This window comes from Ancylobacter sp. TW_SC_1 (assembly GCF_056836805.1).
In genome coordinates this window covers 302,422-316,667 of sequence record NZ_CM166365.1, presented here as the reverse complement: position 1 = coordinate 316,667, position 14,246 = coordinate 302,422, and the positions used below count along the sequence as shown (strand labels likewise).

The following is a 14,246-nucleotide window of genomic DNA, read 5'->3' as shown; positions in this document are numbered from 1 at the left end:
GGGGGCCTAGAGCGGCAGCGCGACGGGGGGCGCATCCGTGCGCGTGAGGACCTCCATGGCGATCCCGTAGATCGCGCGCAGGGTTTCCGGCGTCATCAGCTCGGCCGGGGTGCCGCGGGCGATGAGGCGGCCGGAATGCAGCGCCAGCAGCTCGTCGCAGAAGCGCGCCGCCATGTTGACGTCGTGCAGCACGACCATGACGGTCAGTCCCCGCGCATGGCCGAGCCGGCGCACCAGCGCCAGCACCTCGATCTGGTGGGCGACGTCGAGCGCCGAGATCGGCTCGTCGAGCAGCAGGCAGTCGGGATCCTGCGCGACCAGCATCGCCAGCCAGACGCGCTGGCGCTCGCCGCCGGAGAGCGTGTCGACGAGGCGGTCGGCGAACGGCGCGACATGGGCGAGCTCCATCGCCTCCTCGACCTTAACCCGGTCCAGCGCGCCGAAGCGCCCCAGAGCGCCGTGCCAGGGATAGCGGCCGAGCCGGACGAGCTCGCGCGCGGTGAGCCCGCCGGCCGGCGGCGGGTTCTGCGGCAGATAGGCGACGCGGCGGGCGAAGTCGCGGCCGCCCCAGTCGGCGATCGGCCGGCCGGCGAAGCGCAGCGCGCCCCCGCTCGGCGGCTGCTGGCGGGCGAGCAGCTTGACCAGCGTCGACTTGCCCGAGCCATTGTGCCCGATCAGGCCGATGAGCCGGCCGGCAGGCAGGCTCAGGCTGGTCGGGTGCAGCAGCTCCCGGCCGTCCACCGCGAAGCGGACGGCGTCGAGCGTGAACAGCGGCGTCGGCCCGGCCGGCATCACGCCTCCTTGCCGAAGGCGAAGCGGATGGCGTGGTTGAGGCAGGCCGGCAGCACCGACATGTGGGTCTCGCCGGGCAGGAAGACGAAGTCGGAGCGCAGCCCGCGCGCCCCGGCGAGCCGCTCGGCCATCTCGCGCGCATGGTCGACGATGCGGCTCTCCTCGAAGCTGGCGAGGCGGCCCGCCGCGTCCTCGGCGCCGATCTGGAACGGGGCGAGCGCCTGCTCGTACTCGCCGGCGAGGATGAGCACGCGGCCGTCCCGGCCATCGCCTTCGGCGAGGAAGGCGCCCGCCGCGTCGACGATGCCGGCGCCCTCCCACCAGATGGCCGGGCTCGCCGCGATCCAGCGCGCGAAGGCCTGCGGCTTGCGGAACAGCGCGTGCAGCACGAACAGCCCGCCGAAGGAATGGCCGAAGATCGCCTGCCGGGCCGGGTCGACCGGCACGCGGCGGGCGATTTCCGGCTTCAGCTCGTCCTCGATGAAGGCGAGGAAGCCGTCGGCGCCGCCGGTGCGCACGTCCGGCCCGTCGGGCGTGTGCGGCGGGTAGGTCCTGCCGGGCGGCGGCCCCATGTCCCAGGAGCGGCGCACGCTGTCATAGGCCCCCTCCACGGGATAGCCGATGCCGACCATGACGCCCCAGCCGATGCCGGTGCCGAGCGGCCAGGCGGCTTGCACCCGCATGATGTCGGCGGCGGTGCCGGCCACGGCGTTGGCGTCGAGATAATACAGCACCGGCCAGCCGCCTTCCGGCGCCTCGCCGGGCGGGCGGTAGAGGAAGATGCGCCAAAGCGGGCCGCCATCGCCCGGCGCGATGTCGAAGGTCAGGGTGTCGGGAATGCGTGCCGGGGTCATGAGGCGGTCTGCTTTCGTGACAGGAGCCAGAGGAAGACCGGCGCGCCGATCGTCGAGGCGACGAGGCCGGCCGGCAATTGCCAGGGAAAGGCGATGGTGCGCCCGAGGAAATCCGCCGCCACCATGACGAGGCCGCCGATCAGCGCGGCGCCGGCGAGTTCGGCCAGCGGCCGGCGCAGGCCGAGCAGCCGCGCCAGATGCGGGGCGATCAGCCCGACGAAGGAAAGCGGGCCGACCAGCAGCGTCGCCAGCGCGGTGGCGAGGGCGGCGAGCAGGAGCAGCAGCCCCCGGCTCAGCCCCGGCGGCACGCCGAGGGCGAGCGTCGCCGGGGCGCCGAGGGGCAGGATGTCGAGCCAGCGGGCGATCAGCGGCAGCGCCGCGACGAACAGCAGGGCGGCGGCCAGGCTGGCCCCGGCGGTTTGCGCCGCGATACCGTAGGTCGAGCCGGTCATCCAGTTGAACAGCAGCACGGCGCGCGGGTCGCCGCTCGCCATCAGCACGCTCACCAGCGCGTCGAGCAGCGCGCCGATGGCGATGCCGACCAGGATCACCCGCTCCGGCATGCCGCGCGAGGCGCGGGCGAGCGCCAGGATGGCGACCAGCGCGAGGCCGGCGCCGGCCATGGCGGCAAGCGTCTGCTCGACGCGGCCGGTCGCGTCCAGCAGGAAGAGCGCGAGCGTCAGCCCGCAGGCGGCGCCGGCGCTGATGCCGAGCACTTCCGGGCTGGCCATGGGGTTGCCGGTCATGCGCTGCAGCACGCCGCCGGCGACCGCCAGCATCGCCCCGCCGGAGAGCGCCGCCAGCGCGCGCGGCAGGCGCAGCGCCCAGGGGGTGGCCGGATCGCCCGGCCAGCGAAGAGACCAGCCGTCGAGGCCGGGGCCGATCAGCGCCGAGGCGGCGACCGCCAGCGCCAGCGCCATGGCGAGCGCGACGAACAGTAATGCGGGCCGGGCGAGGCCGAGCCCGCCGCGGGCGGAGAGGCCGGCGCCGACATGGGGCGGCAGCCGCAGCCGCGGGATCATCCAGAGCAGCAGCGGCGCGCCGAACAGCGCCGTCACCGCGCCGGTCGGCAGCATCTCGCCATAGGCGCCGGCGGCCAGCTGCACCGCCTGATCGGTCGCCCAGAGCAGGGTGGCGCCGACCAGCGCCGAGGCGAGGAGCCGGCCGCCGACGCGCCGCGCGCCGCTGATGCGGGCGAGCGCCGGGGCGGCGAGGCCGACGAAGCCGATGCAGCCGACCGCCGCCACCACGCAGGCGGTGAGCGCCACCGCCACCACCAGCGCGCCGAGCCGCGCGGCGGCGAGCGACAGGCCGAGGCTGCGGGCGCTGGCATCGTCGAGGCCGAGCAGGGTCAGCGGGCGCGCCAGCAGCAGCGCCAACCCGCCGGCCAGCGCCAGGCGCGGGGCGAGGAAGCCGGCCTGCGACCAGTCCTGCTGGCTCAGCGAGCCGGCGCCCCAGAGGAACAGGCCGGCGAGGTAATGGCTGTTGAACAGGGTGAGCAGGGCGGCCAGCGCGGCGCCGTACAGGCCCGTCACCAAGCCGGCGAGGATCACCACCAGCGGGGCGAAGCCGCTGCGCCGCGACAGCAGCAGCACCATGCCGATCGCCGCGAGGCCGCCGCCGAGCGCCACCCATTCCCGCCCCAGGCCGATCAGCCCCGGCGTCCACACCAGCGCGGCGGCGAGGGCGAGACTGGCGCCGGATTCGATGCCGAGCGTCGTCGGCGAGGCGATCGGGTTGCGCAGCACCTGCTGCAGCAGCGCGCCGGCAAGGCCCAGCCCGGCGCCGGCCAGCAGGCTGACGGCGAGACGCGGCGCGAAGGCATAGGCGACGAGCATCTGCGCCGGCCGGTCGACAGCGGGCGCCAGCAGCGCCGCCAGCCAGTCGCCGGCCGGCAGCCGGAGCGCGAGATTGCCGAGGCTCAGCGCCAGCGCGGCGAGGCCGAGCAGGCCGATCAGCAGGACCGGGCCGGCGCGCCGACCCGGCAAGGTCGTGTGCAAGGCGGCGTGCAAGGGTGCGCGCAGGGGCGTCCCGGCGGTGGGCGCGGCGGGCTCAGCCATCGGCGCGCTCCGGCGCGAGGGCCAGCGCGAGCTGCCGGGCGAAGCGCATCGCCGAGGGCAGCATGCCGAACATCAGCACGGCGGGCAGGCGGTGCACGCGGCCCGCCCGCGCGAAGGGCAGGCTGTTCCAGAGCGGGCTGGCGGCCAGCCGCCCGAGCGTGTCGGCGCCGATGGGCTCGAGATAGACCAGCCGGCTCGCCGGGCTCTCGGCCAGCGCCTCGATGCCGACCGTGCTGAAGCCCCAGTAATTGCTCGGCCGGGTCCAGCCATTGGCGAGGCCGGTGCGCGCCATCACGTCGCCGAACAGGCTGCCGGGGCCGTAGACGCGGACATGGCGGGTATCGAGGAAGTTCACCACCAGGATCGGCCGGTCGGCGAGGCCGGCCTGCGCGAAATGCCGGCGCGCCTGCGCCGTGGCGGCTTCCACGCGGGCGATCAGCGCCTCGCCCTCGGCTTCCCGCCCGAGGATCGCGGCGAGGGCGCGGGTGGCGGCCGCGCTCAGCGCGTAGGGATGGCCGCCGGGCGGGGCGTAGACGGAGAATTCCCGCGTCGGCGCGACGCCTTGCAGCAGCGCGCGGATGCCGGCGAGATAGGGCGTGGTGACGATGAGGTCCGGCTTCAGCGCGGCGAGCAGTTCCAGATTCGGCTCGCGGTCGGTGCCGAGATTGACGATGCCGGGCGGCAGCGCCGGCTCGACCACCCACTCCGTCCATTCCGTGGGGTTGGGAAGAGCGACGGGGGGCAGGCCCATCTCGATGAGGGTTTCGGCCAGGCCGAAATCCATCGCGACCACCCTGAGCGGCGGTCGAGCCGGCGCATCGGCGTGCCCGGCGCCCGCCAGCAGCGGGTGCGCGAGCGCGCCGACGGAAAGCCCGCCGCGCAGCAGCGCCCGGCGGGAAAGCGGCATCAACGGCCTCACCAGCGATACTTCAGCCCGGCGATCACGGTGCGCGGGGCGCCCTGGTAGCAGTAGCCGGCGTCGCAGGTGATGTATTCCTCGTTGAGCAGGTTCTGCGCGTTGACCTGCGCGCTCCAGCCCTTGAGGCGGAGGTCGAGATTCTCGAAGTCGTAGCTCAGCTTGGCGTCGACCAGCGTGTAGGCCGAGTTCTCGAAGGTGTTGAGCGAGTCGCCCCAGGTGGCGCCGGTATAGCGCACGCCGACGCCGACCCCGAGGCCGGCGAGCCGGGTGCCGGGCTGGAACTGGTAGTCGGCCCAGATGGCGAAGGCATTCTCCGGCTGGCCCGAGGGCGTCAGGCCGATCGTGTCGATGTTGCCGGAGACGTTGACGAGGTCGAGATAGGTGTAGGCGCCGCGGACCTTGAGGCCGTTGCCGAGATTGGCGACCGCCTCCAGCTCGAAGCCGCGCGCGCGGACCTCGCCGATCTGCACCTGGTAGAGCGGGTTGGTGTCGTCGGTGACGAGGCCGTTGTCCTGGTCGATCTGGAAGATCGAGGCGGTGATGTAGCCGTCGAAGCCGGCCGGGGCGTATTTCACGCCGGTCTCGATCTGCCGCGCGGTGGTGGGTTCGAAGACGTTGCCGTTGATGTCGACACCGAGATTGGGCGCGAACGAGGTCGCGTAGCTGACATAGGGCGCGATGCCGTTGTCGAAGAGATAGGTCAGTCCGACGCGGCCGGTGAACTCGTTGTCGTCGATGTTCTCGGTGGTGTCGGCGAGCAGGTCCTCGTCCTTGGTGTCGACCCAGTCGTAGCGGCCGGTCATGGTGAGGATCCAGCGGTCGAACGTGGCCTGTTCCTGGACGTAGAGGCCGACCTGGCTCTGGTTCTGGCGGTAGCGGGCGTAGTTGAGTTCCGGGTCGTAGGTCGGACCGAGCGGTTGTCCGGTCCAGATGTCGATGTCGGACGCCACGCCGTAGCCGATGCCGCCGTCGAGGGCGAGATAGGAATAGTCGAGGCCGACCAGCAGCTTGTGCACGACGGGCCCGGTGGCGAAATCGGCCTGCAGCTGGTTGTCGACGACGAAGGAATCCAGCTTGTCGTCGACATAGCCGGTGTAGCGGCTGGCGGTGCCCGCCGCGTAGTCATACGCCGAGATGCCGTTGTAGCGCACGCTGGTGTCGGCGTGGCCGTAGCGCAGGTTCTGCCGGACGGTGAAGATGTCGTTGAATTCGTGCTCGGCGAGATAGCCGATCCGGTACTGCTCCTGCTCCTGGCTGTTGTAGTCGCCGATGCTCCGGCTGAACGAGTTGGTGCCGGTGCCGGTCCAGCCGAAATAGGGCAGGGAGGCGGGCGTCTCGGATTCCTGATACTCGCCGAGGAAGGTGATGCGGGTCTGGTCGTTCGGCTTCCAGGTGACGGCCGGGGCGATGTAGGTCATGTCGTTGACGCCGCCGCCCAGCGTGTTGGGCGAGCCGGCGTCGCGCAGCAGGCCGGTCAGGCGGTAGAGCAGCGTGCCGTCCTTGTCGAGCGGGCCGCCAAGGTCGAACTGACCTTGCAGCCAGTCGTAATTGCCGCCCTGCAGCTCGATCTCGCCGAAGGCTTCCTCGGTGGGGCGCTTGGAGGTGATGTCGACGAGGCCGCCGGGCGAGCCGAGGCCATAGAGCGCCGAGCTGGGGCCGCGCAGCACGGTGACGCTGTCGACGCCATAGGGCTCGACCTTGAAGATCGACATGTTGGCGCCCGGCAGGCGCAGCCCGTCGCGGTAGATGCCGTTATAGGTGACGTCGAAGCCGCGGATGGAGAAGGAATCGAAACGCGGATCGAAGCCGCTCTGTCCGGTCCGCACGCCCGGCGTGTAGGCCACGGCCTCGGTCAGCGTCTGCACGTTGCGGTCGTTGAGCTCGTCGCGCGTGACGACGGAGATGGACTGGGGGATCTCGATCAGCGGCGTGTCGGTCTTGGTGCCGACATCGCTGCGCGTGGCGACATAGCCGACCGTGCCGCTGCCGTCGCCCTGCACGTCGATGGCGTCGAGCTCGATGCCGGCCGCCGTGCCGCCGCCGGCCACGGAGGCGGCCGGGTCGATGATGGTGACGCGGTTCGGCGCGGTGAAGCGGTAGGTGAGCCCCGTGCCGCGCAGCAGCGCCTCCATCGCCTCGGGCGCGCTCAGGGTGCCCGATACCGGCGAGGAGCGCCGGCCGCCGAACTTCGCGGTGTCGAAGAACACCCGCACCCCGGCCTTCTGGGCGAAGGCGAGCACGGCGCCGTTGAGGTCCTGCGCCGGAATGCTGAAGGCGATCCGCGCGGCGGCGATGCCCGCCGTCTGCGATGTCTGGGCCTGAGCCTGGGCCGGCGCGGGCAGGATCGCGCCGGACGCCGCCGCCAGCAGGCCGAGACAGACGGCATGGGTCGCCGTGCCGCCGAGATACCGCAGACGCAGGCGCCGCGTGCCGAAACTCACCCCAGACATCATGGATCGTTGTTCCTTCCTGACAGATCGCGGGCCCGCGGGTGGGCCGGTTCGACCGGGTCGCAGAAGGGAAGACAACTCAGGCGGCGCAGACCGTAAAAATTTCTCGGGCGCCGATGCGGATAATCAGTAGAGCACTGTGATCAATGGATAAATCGAGCGCGCGCCGATGCCGAGCTCGGAGGTGATGGTCTCGATGGCATCATTGAGGTCGCGGGTCGGGAACACCCCGCTGACCCGGCGCCGGGCGAGCGCGCCGTCGAGAATGACGATGCGCCCGTGGCGGTAGCGGTTCAGCGTCTCCACCACATGGCCGAGCGAGGCGCCGTCGAACACCAGCAGGCCCTGGCGCCAGGCGGTGGCGGTCGGGATGTCGCGCGTGCGGATGCGCCCGATGCCGACGCCGCGCACATAGCGGACCTCCTGCCCCGGCGACAGCACGACGCCGCGTCCCTCGCCGGGCGGGCCTGCCCCGCCCTCAAGCGCCACCTCGACCTGGTGCTCGACGGCGAGCACATCGGCGCCGTCGCTGTTCTGCTCGATCACGAACTGGGTGCCGAGGGCGGTGGTCGTGCCGCCCGCCGCCTCGGCGACGAAGGGGCGGGTCTCCTCGCCCGTGCGCGGCGCGACCGCGAAGAATGCCTCGCCAGCGAGCAGCCGCACGCGGCGTTCGCCGGCGGTGAAGTCGACCGCGATGGCGCTGGACGGGCCGAGCTCGACCGTGCTGCCATCCGCCAGCGTTTCCGCGCGCAGCTCGCCCGGCGCGGTGCGGTAGTCGGCGGCGAGCAGCAGCCACGGATCGCCGAGCTGGTAGCGGGCGATGGCGGCGCCGAGCACGAGGAGGCCGAGCAGCGCGCCGATGCCGGCCGCCCGGCGCCTCGTGCCGACGCGGCGCGCGGGCACCACCGCCCGCAGCGGCCCCGGCTCGCGGCGCAGCGCGGCAAGCTCGCGCCAGGTCGCGCTCGCTTCCTCGAAGGCGGCGGCATGGTCGTCGTCCTGCGCCAGCCAGGCGCGCAGCGCCAGCTTCTCCGTCTCGCTCAGCGGCGCGCCGTCAAGCCGGGCCACCCATTCGGCGGCGCGCAGCTCGATCTCCCCCGCGCGTTGTTCCCCGTCCTGCACCGTCCGTCCCATGAATCGACCGCTCCGCTCCTATAAGACAACTGAGCGGGGCAAGACGGTAAATTTACTGCTCGCAATCTACCGCTCGCGGCCCCGCAGGCGGCGCGTCATGTGCGCGATCGCCAGAGCGAGGTGCTTCTGCACCGCGCTCTCGGACAGGGCGAGGCGGCGGGCGACCTGCGCATGCGTCAGGCCGTCGATGCGGTTGAGGACGAAGATCTGCTGGGTGCGCGGCGGCAGCTCCTGCACCAGCACATAGATGCGCTCCAGCTGCAGGCGGGAATCGACCGCCTCCTCCGGCGAGGGCTGGTCGGCGGCGATGTCGAGCAGCGCATCCGGCGCGACGGGGTCGGTGCGCCGGCGGGCCTCCTGCTTCCTGTGGTTGAGCAGGAGATTGCGGGCGATCGAATACAGATAGGCGCGAAAGTCCTGGATGCGGATTTCCGGCCGCTCCAGCACGTTCACGAACGTGTCCTGCACGAGATCGCTCGCCATGGTGCGATCCTGGAGCCGGCGGTGAAGATACCGCCGGAGTTCCGGGCCATACGCGCTGAAGACAAGCGACAGGTCTGGCTGCATGAGGTAGGCACCCGCCATCCGCATCACAAAGCTGTGTAGAAGGCCGGTCTAACACGGCGGGTAAGGCAGAGTAAGAGCCGTCGCAAACATTGTAATGGCTACAAAATAGTCGTTCAGCGCGGCTGGAGACGTTTGGAAATACTGGGCGTCGCCGGCGTGATGCTTGAGGCCGGACGGCGCGCCGTACCCCCTCGACGAGCGCGCGGATTCGGCGAGGATGGGCGACGGCCTCGACCAGATCGCCCGGGCGCGTCCGCGACGGCGCGGCCGGGGCGCACATGCGGGAGGAGAACGTGCCGCCGACATCGCGCGTCAGGCTCACCCATCCGGACCGGATCTACTGGCCCGGGGACGGCGTCACCAAGCAGGGCCTTGCCGACTATTATGCCGGCGTGTGGGGCTTCATCGCCCCCTTCATCGTCGCCCGCCCGCTGGCGCTGCTGCGCTGCCCGGACGGCATCGCCGGGACCTGCTTCTTCCAGAAGCATTCCTGGCGCGGCATCGACAGGGCGATCAAGGTCGACAAGGACAGGGATGGCGAGGAACTGCTCGTCATCGACGATCTCGACGGGCTGATCGCGCTGGTACAGGCGGGGGCGCTGGAAATCCACCCCTGGGGCGCGCCGCTCGCCGACCTCGAACGGTCGGACATGATGATCTTCGACCTCGATCCCGGCGAGGGCGTCGGCTGGCCGGGCATCGTCGCCGGCGCGCGCGAGGTGAGGGCGCGGCTGCAGGCGCACGGCCTGCCGGCCTTCGTGAAGACCTCGGGCGGCAAGGGGCTGCACGTCGTCGTGCCGCTCGAGCCGAAGGCCGGATGGGCGGCGGTGAAGGACTTCGCCAGGGCGGTCGCCGGGGCGATCGCCGCCGACGATCCCGGCCACTACCTCGCCGTGGCGACCAAGGCGCGGCGCAAGGGGCGCATCTTCATCGACTATCTGCGCAACGCGCGCGGCGCCACCGCCATCACGGCCTATGGCACCCGGGCGCGGCCGGGCGCGGCGGTCGCCATGCCGGTCGCCTGGGAGGAACTCGACGGGCTGACCGGCGCGGCGCAGTTCACCATCGACAGCGCGCCCGCGCGGCTCGCCGGTCTGGCGAGCGATCCGTGGCAGGGGTTCCGCGCCGCGGCGGTGCCGCTGGAGGCGACCGCACCCGGCGGCCGCGAGGGCTGAGCGGCGGAGCCGGGAGCCGAGGCGCGGCGCCCCCGGATTCGCGGCCGGAAGTACTGCTCTCCGCCCGGTGGGGCCGATATTGTCGGGTGCCCGTCTAACCTGTGCGAATGCTCGTCCTGCCGCTGCAAACGGCTGGGAAGAGTGGGCAATTGCTATGCGGCGCGCGTATTATTTGGCCTGTTCAAAGCCGGCGCGAGCGGTCATGAATGCAGCCGGCGATGGATGCAGGCTGGAGGCTCGGGGTTGTGATTGGTGGAGTGTGGCGGGTCGGTCTGTTGTATTCGACGACGGGGGTAACCGCGAATATCGAACAGACACAGTTGAACGCGGCCCTTCTCGCCATCGAGGAAATCAACGAAGCCGGCGGTGTTCTGGGGCGCCCCATCGAGCCCCTGCATGTGGATGGCGGCTCCAATCCCCGACGTTTCCGCGAGATCGCCGCCCGCATGCTGGGCGGGGAGGGCGTGCGGCTGCTGTTCGGCTGCTACATGTCGAGCGTGCGCAAGGCGGTGCTGCCGCTGATCGACGGCTATCGCGGGGCGCTGTTCTACCCGACCTTCTACGAGGGCTTCGAATATTCGCCGCAGGCGATCTTCACCGGCGCGGTGCCGAATCAGAACGCCTTTCAGCTGGCAAAATACGTGCTCACCAAGCATGGCCAGCGGGTGTTCTTCATCGCCTCCAACTACAGCTATCCCTACGAATCCAACCGGATCATGAGCGACTTCGTCACCCAGGTGCGCGGCAAGGTGGTCGACGAGGTCTACATCGCGCTGAATGCCGGCGCCGACGAGATCGGCCGCGCCATCAAGCGCATCAAGAAGCACAGCCCGGACGTGATCTTCTCGACCATCGTCGGCCAGGCGACGGCGCCGTTCTACGAGGCCTATCGCGAGGCAGGGCTGGACCCGGCGACCATGCCGATCGCCAGCGTCGCCACCTCCGAGGCCGACATCGCCGAGATGGCGCCCGGCATCGCCGAGGGCCACATCGCCGCGGCGACCTTCTTCGACACGCTGGCGACGCCCGCCGCGCGCGCCTTCGTCGCCGCCTACCGCGCGCGCTTCGGCGAGGATGCGCCGGTGCCCTCCGCCGCCGAGGCCGCCTATTTCCAGATGCACCTCGCGGCACGGGCGCTGGCACGCGCCGGCACCGACGACCCGCAGCGCATCATCGCCGAGATCAAGGCGATCGAGTTCGACGCGCCGCAGGGGCGCGTGCGCATCGACGCGGAGAACCACCACACCTATCTGTGGCCCCGCGTGGCGCGCCTCGACGCCAAGGGCCGCTTCCAGATCATCTGGAATCCCGGCGTGCGGGTGAAGCCGGACCCCTATTGCATCTCGCAGAGCCTCGACGACTGGTCGGCGGATTTCGTCGAGCAGACGGATCCCTTCTGAAGGCGGATGCCATGTCGATCCAGATTCTGCGCGACATCCGGGGATTGCGGGTCCAGGTCATCCACGCCAACGACGTGGAGGGCCAGCAGCTCGTCGACCATCTCAAGCGCATCGGCTGCGTCGTCGAGACCACCTGGCCGCCGCCCTCGGCCTATGCCGAGAATGCCGACCTCGTGCTGCTGTCGGTCGACCAGGAAGACCGCGACACGCTGCACAAGCTCACCCGGTCGCATTCGGAGCGGGCGCCGACGATCATCGCCATCGTCGGCTATGAAAACCCCTCGACGCTCGCCCTCGTGCTGGAAAGCGGCGCGCTGGCGGTCATCGAGCGTCCGATCAAGCCCTTCGGCCTGCTGACCCAGATCACCCTGGCGCGCAGCCTGTGGCTCGACCAGAAGGAGCAGGCCCGGCGCATCCGCAAGCTGGAGCGCAAGGTCACCAGCATGCAGCAGATCCAGAAGGCCAAGGCCATCCTGATGGGAAGCCACGGTATTTCCGAGGACGAGGCCTACCAGTCGATCCGCCGGCAGGCGATGGCGAAGCGGATCTCGATGGAGGAAATGGCCGTCGCGATCATTAATGCGAGTGAGCTCTTGAATTTCCGTCCCGACGGTGTTTAGATTGGTTCGTCGTACGGAGTAGTGCTTACTTCCGTCGGCGGAGCTGGGCAATCGAGGCTGATTGTCCGGAGAGGCGATGTAGCCCGACAAACCCGTGAACGCGGATTTGGCGGGCTTTTTATTTGCGCGGGACAGGGACGTCCCGCTCTGCTCTCGACATTGTCACGGGCTGCCGCGCGCCATTTGGCTCCGGAAAGTCTTATCGATCGACCGATGACTTCGGTCGGTGCGCCCTGACGTCACTCTGCCTGTCCACGACCCTCCTTTTCAAATCGTTGTCGCTCTGCGCCGCAAGACGGCGTCACAGGAGACTTGCGCATGCTGTCCGCAGACGTCGGCTCGACCCGCGAATCCGTCGGCATTTCTGACATGGGCCGTTCGAATGCATCGACCCTTCCGCGCTGTGCGCCGGCACATCTGCGTTCGTGAGCCGCTTTTGCCATGCTGATGATCGAACGCATTCTCGGAAACCGGCTCGAGCCGATGTTCCACGAGCGGCTTCACCACCTCGAACACCGGGATGCGGTGGATGTCGTCACCATCGCCACCGTGGACATGCCGCGACGGCGGCTGCGCCTCGTCTCGGCGAAGGGCCAGGATCTCGCCATTGCGCTGCCGCGCGACCAGAAGCTGTTCGACGGCGCGGTGCTGCTGATCGACGAGGAGCGCGCCATCGTGGTGCGGGCCGAGGTGGAGCGGTGGCTGAGCTTCCAGCCGCGCTCGATCGCCGAGGGCGTGGAGCTTGGCTACCACGCCGGCAATCTGCACTGGCGGGTTCGCTTTGCCGGCGAACGATTGCTGGTGGCGCTGGAGGGGCCGATCGAGCGCTACTACGAGCGGCTCGACGCGCTGCCCGGCGTCTCCTCCATTCCCCGCCTCGTCGTGACCGGGGAGATGGCGGCATGATCGAGCGCCTTCTCGCCATGTGGCAGGCCGATGCCGCCTTTCCGAGCGGCGGCTTCGCCTTCTCGAACGGGCTGGAGGGCCTTGCGGCGCAGTCCGGGCCGATCGGCGAGGCGGAGCTGGAGAGCGTCGTCGCCGCCGCGCTCCGCCATCGCTGGGCGAGCGCCGACCGCGTCGCCCTCGTGCAGGCCTATCGCGCGGGCGGCGATCTCGAAGCCGTCGCCGCGGTCGACCGCGAGGTCGAGGCCTCGACGCTGGCGGAGCCGTTCCGGCTGGGCTCGCGCCGCAACGGCGCCGGGCTGCTCGCGGCGCATGCGCGCATCGGCACGCCTTGTGCCGCCGATTTCCTCGCCTGGGTGCGGCAGGGGCGGGCGCACGGGCATCTCCCCGTCGCGCAGGGTGTCGTCTGGCGCGGCGCCGGGCTCGACCTGGCGGGCGCCGTGCTCGCCTCCGGCTATGTCGTGCTGTCCGGCTTCGCGACGGCGGCGGTCCGTCTCGGCCTTGTCGGCGCCGTCACCGCGCAGGGCGTGGTGCGGCGCCTGCTCCCGCTGCTGGGCGCGCTCGCCGACACGCCGGTTCCGGCCTGCATCGAAAGCTTCTCGCCGCGTCTCGACATCGCCGCGATGCGCCATGCGCGCGGCGAACTGCGCCTGTTCTCCAACTGAGTTCCGAACGACCATGCTGCTGACGCCCACCGAACTCGAGCGCCTGACGATCTTCTCGGCCGCGGAATTGGCGCGCAAGCGCCGCGCGCGCGGCTGCAAGCTCAATCATCCCGAGGCGGTGGCGCTGATCACCGACGAGATTCTCGAAGGCGCGCGCGACGGCCGCTCGGTCGCCGAGCTGATCGGCTACGGCGCCACCATCCTGACCAGCGCCGACGTGATGCCGGGCGTGCCGGCGATGATCGACATCCTGCAGGTCGAGGGCGTCTTTCCCGACGGCACCAAGCTGGTGACGGTGCACGAGCCGATCCGCCCCGCCGAGGGCGCGCCGGAAGAGGAGATCCGCCCCGGCGAGAGCCTGCCGCTCGACGGCGAGATCGAGCTGAACGCCGGCCGGCCGAAGGTGACGCTGGAGGCGGTGAACACCGGCGACCGGCCGATCCAGATCGGCTCGCATTTCCATTTCTTCGAGGTCAACCGCGCGATGGAGTTCGACCGCGCGAGCGCCTTCGGCATGCGGCTCGACATTCCCGCCGGCACGGCGATGCGCTTCGAGCCCGGCCAGTCGAAGCCGGTGACGCTGGTGCCGTTCGGCGGCACGCGTTTCCTCGGCGGGCTCAACGGCCTGTCGGACGGCGATTCCACCACGGCGGAAGCCCGCGACGCCGCGCTTGCCAAGGCGCGCGCGGCCGGCTTCCGCGGCGCCTAGG

At 70.8% G+C, this 14,246-nt stretch carries 12 protein-coding genes and 1 pseudogene; 6 read left to right on the top strand and 7 right to left on the bottom strand.

Annotation, left to right across the window (positions count from 1 at the left end; genetic code table 11):
• Positions 1–6: 6 nt before the first annotated feature.
• The 7 genes from AC1PZ7_RS01415 to AC1PZ7_RS01385 all read right to left on the bottom strand — a co-directional run bounded on the left by AC1PZ7_RS01415 (position 7) and on the right by AC1PZ7_RS01385 (position 8,773).
• Positions 7–792, bottom strand: a complete 786-nt coding sequence (locus AC1PZ7_RS01415; RefSeq protein WP_482357735.1) for an ATP-binding cassette domain-containing protein — start codon at positions 790–792, stop codon at positions 7–9.
• Positions 792–1,646, bottom strand: a complete 855-nt coding sequence (locus tag AC1PZ7_RS01410; protein ID WP_482357734.1) for an alpha/beta hydrolase — start codon at positions 1,644–1,646, stop codon at positions 792–794. Before AC1PZ7_RS01410 ends, AC1PZ7_RS01415 begins: the two co-directional genes overlap by 1 nt.
• A complete protein-coding gene (gene fhuB / locus AC1PZ7_RS01405; RefSeq protein ID WP_482357733.1) occupies positions 1,643–3,706 on the bottom strand; it encodes a Fe(3+)-hydroxamate ABC transporter permease FhuB in 2,064 nt (687 codons plus the stop codon). Before fhuB ends, AC1PZ7_RS01410 begins: the two co-directional genes overlap by 4 nt.
• Positions 3,699–4,613: an ABC transporter substrate-binding protein gene (locus AC1PZ7_RS01400; RefSeq protein WP_482357732.1), complete on the bottom strand. Its 915-nt coding sequence runs from the start codon at positions 4,611–4,613 to the stop codon at positions 3,699–3,701. The genes fhuB and AC1PZ7_RS01400 overlap by 8 nt, the downstream gene beginning before the upstream one ends.
• A gap of 8 nt (positions 4,614–4,621) precedes the next feature.
• Positions 4,622–7,078 (bottom strand): TonB-dependent siderophore receptor, encoded by a 2,457-nt coding sequence (locus AC1PZ7_RS01395; protein ID WP_482357731.1) that lies wholly within the window; start codon positions 7,076–7,078, stop codon positions 4,622–4,624.
• 123 nt (positions 7,079–7,201) lie between these two features.
• Positions 7,202–8,206 carry a FecR family protein gene (locus tag AC1PZ7_RS01390; protein WP_482357730.1) on the bottom strand — a complete coding sequence of 335 codons (1,005 nt, stop codon included), beginning with the start codon at positions 8,204–8,206 and terminating at the stop codon, positions 7,202–7,204.
• Between the two features lie 66 nt (positions 8,207–8,272).
• Positions 8,273–8,773: an RNA polymerase sigma factor gene (locus AC1PZ7_RS01385; RefSeq protein ID WP_482359541.1), complete on the bottom strand. Its 501-nt coding sequence runs from the start codon at positions 8,771–8,773 to the stop codon at positions 8,273–8,275.
• Between the two features lie 299 nt (positions 8,774–9,072).
• Between AC1PZ7_RS01385 and ligD the strand changes: the two are divergent.
• The 6 genes and pseudogenes from ligD to AC1PZ7_RS01355 form a co-directional block, all read left to right on the top strand.
• Positions 9,073–9,948, top strand: a pseudogene (ligD, locus tag AC1PZ7_RS01380) (non-homologous end-joining DNA ligase); the annotation flags it as partial.
• A gap of 218 nt (positions 9,949–10,166) precedes the next feature.
• A complete protein-coding gene (locus tag AC1PZ7_RS01375) occupies positions 10,167–11,348 on the top strand; it encodes a transporter substrate-binding domain-containing protein (protein ID WP_482359540.1) in 1,182 nt (393 codons plus the stop codon).
• An 11-nt stretch (positions 11,349–11,359) separates the two neighbouring features.
• A complete protein-coding gene (locus AC1PZ7_RS01370; protein ID WP_482357729.1) occupies positions 11,360–11,968 on the top strand; it encodes an ANTAR domain-containing response regulator in 609 nt (202 codons plus the stop codon).
• 441 nt (positions 11,969–12,409) lie between these two features.
• Positions 12,410–12,874: an urease accessory protein UreE gene (gene ureE / locus AC1PZ7_RS01365; RefSeq protein WP_482357728.1), complete on the top strand. Its 465-nt coding sequence runs from the start codon at positions 12,410–12,412 to the stop codon at positions 12,872–12,874.
• Positions 12,871–13,536 (top strand): urease accessory protein UreF, encoded by a 666-nt coding sequence (locus tag AC1PZ7_RS01360; protein ID WP_482357727.1) that lies wholly within the window; start codon positions 12,871–12,873, stop codon positions 13,534–13,536. Before ureE ends, AC1PZ7_RS01360 begins: the two co-directional genes overlap by 4 nt.
• A gap of 13 nt (positions 13,537–13,549) precedes the next feature.
• Positions 13,550–14,245: an urease subunit gamma gene (locus AC1PZ7_RS01355; RefSeq protein ID WP_482357726.1), complete on the top strand. Its 696-nt coding sequence runs from the start codon at positions 13,550–13,552 to the stop codon at positions 14,243–14,245.
• Position 14,246 lies beyond the last annotated feature (1 nt).

What these genes read in the sequence shown, in the direction of transcription:
- AC1PZ7_RS01410 (WP_482357734.1), bottom strand. Translation starts at nt 1,646, where the DNA reads ATGACCCCGGCACGCATTCCCGACACCCTGACCTTCGACATCGCGCCG.
- AC1PZ7_RS01370 (WP_482357729.1), top strand. Translation starts at nt 11,360, where the DNA reads ATGTCGATCCAGATTCTGCGCGACATCCGGGGATTGCGGGTCCAGGTC.
- AC1PZ7_RS01385 (WP_482359541.1), bottom strand. Translation starts at nt 8,773, where the DNA reads ATGCAGCCAGACCTGTCGCTTGTCTTCAGCGCGTATGGCCCGGAACTC.
- AC1PZ7_RS01390 (WP_482357730.1), bottom strand. Translation starts at nt 8,206, where the DNA reads ATGGGACGGACGGTGCAGGACGGGGAACAACGCGCGGGGGAGATCGAG.
- fhuB (WP_482357733.1), bottom strand. Translation starts at nt 3,706, where the DNA reads ATGGCTGAGCCCGCCGCGCCCACCGCCGGGACGCCCCTGCGCGCACCC.
- AC1PZ7_RS01360 (WP_482357727.1), top strand. Translation starts at nt 12,871, where the DNA reads ATGATCGAGCGCCTTCTCGCCATGTGGCAGGCCGATGCCGCCTTTCCG.
- ureE (WP_482357728.1), top strand. Translation starts at nt 12,410, where the DNA reads ATGCTGATGATCGAACGCATTCTCGGAAACCGGCTCGAGCCGATGTTC.
- AC1PZ7_RS01395 (WP_482357731.1), bottom strand. Translation starts at nt 7,078, where the DNA reads ATGATGTCTGGGGTGAGTTTCGGCACGCGGCGCCTGCGTCTGCGGTAT.
- AC1PZ7_RS01415 (WP_482357735.1), bottom strand. Translation starts at nt 792, where the DNA reads ATGCCGGCCGGGCCGACGCCGCTGTTCACGCTCGACGCCGTCCGCTTC.
- AC1PZ7_RS01400 (WP_482357732.1), bottom strand. Translation starts at nt 4,613, where the DNA reads ATGCCGCTTTCCCGCCGGGCGCTGCTGCGCGGCGGGCTTTCCGTCGGC.
- AC1PZ7_RS01355 (WP_482357726.1), top strand. Translation starts at nt 13,550, where the DNA reads ATGCTGCTGACGCCCACCGAACTCGAGCGCCTGACGATCTTCTCGGCC.
- AC1PZ7_RS01375 (WP_482359540.1), top strand. Translation starts at nt 10,167, where the DNA reads ATGGATGCAGGCTGGAGGCTCGGGGTTGTGATTGGTGGAGTGTGGCGG.